The sequence below is a fragment of the Mycobacterium sp. E1214 genome, assembly GCF_001666755.1.
In the GTDB taxonomy this organism is placed as follows: domain Bacteria; phylum Actinomycetota; class Actinomycetes; order Mycobacteriales; family Mycobacteriaceae; genus Mycobacterium.
The window spans coordinates 1-3,012 of the sequence record NZ_LZJC01000043.1 but is presented as its reverse complement, the minus strand read 5'-3'; the positions used below and the strand labels follow the sequence as shown (position 1 = coordinate 3,012).

1 protein-coding gene and 1 pseudogene are annotated in these 3,012 nt (G+C 71.2%); both read right to left on the bottom strand.

Annotated elements, in window-relative coordinates; all coding sequences use genetic code 11:
- Positions 1–2,804, bottom strand: a 2,804-nt coding sequence (locus A5700_RS05165) for a vWA domain-containing protein (protein WP_197502812.1), incomplete at its 3' end; no start/stop codon positions are given.
- Positions 2,804–3,012: pseudogene (locus A5700_RS26510) on the bottom strand (hypothetical protein); the annotation flags it as partial. The pseudogene A5700_RS26510 and the gene A5700_RS05165, both read right to left, overlap by 1 nt.

Below are 3,012 nucleotides of genomic sequence, written 5' to 3'. Positions count from 1 at the left end.
CCGGGCGGCGGTGGCGGCGACTGCTGGCCCGCGTGGGTTGAATTATCCGACAACGCAATTCGTCCCGACGGCGGCTGCTGCGGGGCCGGGGCGGCGCCCCAGGGCTCGGCGCCGCCGAACGGGTCGTCGGTGGCCGGGGTTGCGGCGGAGCCGGCCGAGTAGCCGGAGCCCACGACGGCGGGGGCGTCCCCGAACGGGGACGCCGTCTCCCCGGGTGCGGCGAAACCGGCGCCCAGGCCGGCGTGCATGGCGCGCAGCCTGAGCCCGCTGAGCAGTTCGGGCAGCCGCTGCGCGACGTCTTCGTAGAGCCGCTCCCGCGCGGCGGTGTCGGTGGTGCCGGCGACCAGCAGCAGGACCTCGGCGACGGTCTCGGGGCCGCGCGGCTCGTGCAGCAGCACCCAGGTGTTGTGCACGGCCAACGGCAGCACCGCGCGCAGGCCGGTCTTGTCGGAGCCGGGCAGCTGCGAGCCGACACTCACCAGGCCGTCGGCGTTGACCACCACGCTGCCGGAGCCGAAGGGGCTGCGCCCCAGCACGACGGAGAGGGTGACCCCTGCGACGGACAGGTGCCGGGTGCCGCCGGGGGGTAGCCCGGCGACCGGGTGCACCAGGTCGGTGTCGGCCATCGCGAACGGTTCACCGCCGCGCAGCACGGCGTCGTGCTCCACCTCCACCGGGATGCGTTCGGCCAACAGCGGATTGTCCGGGATCTTGCTCGCCCACCACTTCGAGGCGTAGAGCAGCGCCAGCGGCAGGCCGGGCCCCAGCAACAGGGCGGCGATCAACACCAGGACGAAATTGGTGGTGTTGAGCGGGTTGATCATCGACGCCGTGAACGCCACCTTGACCACCTGCGCGTCGTCGGGGTTGTCCAGCGTCGAAACATGCACGGGGACAGTCCCGTTCAGGCCGCCATGGCCGTTGCGGTCGGTGCGCAGGGTCACCGGCAGTTGCGCGGTCTCCCCGGCTTGCACCTTGACGCAGTTCTGGCCGGAGTTCGCCGACGAGCCGAGGTGGGGCGTCCCGAGCCCGTCCGGTGAGCCCGTCACCGTCGCGGCGTCGCCGTCGCCGATCCATGCGCAGCCCGGCCCGGTGATGCTCAGCTGCGCGGTCGCGCCCTTGGTGCCCTCGACGGTGCCGAAGTCGATGCGCTGCCCGGGCGTGGGCAGTCCCGCCTTGGGCAGGATCTGGATCGGCACGTCGACCTCTTGCGGTGAGAGCTGCGTGCCCTCGACCGGGCCGCCGGTGAGGTCGGTGGTGGGGGCGGTGGTGACCACCAGCGACATCCGCAGCGTCGCATGCCCGGGCTCGACCTTGGTGAGGTCGGCGTCCACCGGTTTGGCGATGTCGTCCTTGCCCGCGGCGGTCAGCAACGGGATCGGCGCGGCGCCGTCGGGCGCCAGCGAGGCGGACATGGTCGCCGAGCCGGCCAGGTCGGTCGGCGCCATCGCCTTGCCCTGGCCGTCGACGAGGCCAAAGGTCAAGCCCTGCAGCACTTGTCCGCTGTGCCAGGAAACCTTATCGGCGCCCACGAGCGCCGGGAAGATGTCGGTGGTGATGTGGATGCTGACCTTCGACACCGCGTCGGGATGCTGGCCGGTGGTGTCGACGTAGACGATCGCCCACAGCCCGGTCCAGCGTGGGACGTTGCTGTTCTGCAGCGAGATGTTCTGCGCCGACTCGGATTGCCATTGATAGGTCACCGGCACGCCGTCGACGCTGACGTTCTGCGCGCCGTCCTTTTTGGGCAGCGGCAGCGTCTGTCCGGACGGCGACACCAGGTAGGGCTCCACGCCCGGCACGCCGCCGGAGCCCAGGATGTTGACCTCTTTGATGGAGCGGTCCAGGACGAAGTTGTGCCGCGCCTCGGGGCAGACCTTGAGGGGGCACACCCCGCCCTGCTCGGTGACCTGGGGGTCGGGGTTGAGCGCGTCGAAGGCGAACAGCATGTCGTCGATGTTGGCGACGGGGAAGAAGTCGCCGGGGACCGGATCGGTGATCGACCCGCAGCTCATGCCCTGCAGTCCCTTGCCGGTGCTGATCGCCGACATCACGTTGAAGTCACCGGGAGTCTGCTTGGCGCCCAACCCGATTCCCAGGATGATGATGTTGCTCGAGCGCAGCTGGTCGGCCAGGCCGCTGGGGCGGCAGATGGAGTTGACGGCCTTCTGAGTGGTGTCGGGGATGCCGTTGGGCGCGTCCAGGTGCACCCCGTCGGCGTAGGGCTTGGCGACGGGCCGGGCGGTGAAGTCGATCATGCCGTCGGAGAACCAGGCGATGGCCTGGCACCGCGGGGCGCCGTTGGTGCCTCCGCCGCGGGTGGCCAGCGCCTGCCGGGCGCCGTCCAGCGCCAACCAGTAGTCGGTGTCGATGCCGGTGTTCTTCTTGGCGATCGGGTCCAGCGACGCGCCGACGCTGCCGGCCGACGCGGCGGTGAGCTGGGTCCAATCGTGTTCCGGCACATAGGTGTCGGAGAAACCGGCCACCGCGACGTCGAGCTTGGCGTTGACCCGGTCGGCGTATTTGCCCAACGTCTGCACCAGATAGCGGGCGGCCTGCACCCGCGCCGCCTGCGGATCGGTCTGCTGCAGGCTGCTCGACTCGTCGAACAGCAACAGCAGATCGCCGGCCTTCTGCGAGGCCAGGCAGCCACCGAACCGGCTGGCGCCCGGTGAGCCCGCCGCCGACGCGGTCGGCGCCCAGCCGATGACGCTCAGCGCGGCGACGACGGCGACCGCGGCCAGCAGGCGCGCGGCAACCGCGAGCCTTCTTGCGCTGGACAAGTTCCGCGTTCCGTCGGCCACTACAGCGTCCCCGCCCACAACGCGATCTGCCAGGCGCCCAACGCGATTCCCGCCAGACACACGGCCAGCACCACCCAGTACAGCGTCGACGTCCAGGTGGGCGCCGAGTAGATCGCCTCGGTGCGCCGGCGGGTGTCGACCCGGCTGAACACGGCCAGCGCGCCGATGGCGAGCGGCCCCGCCAACAGCCAGCCCGCCGCGGCCGCCG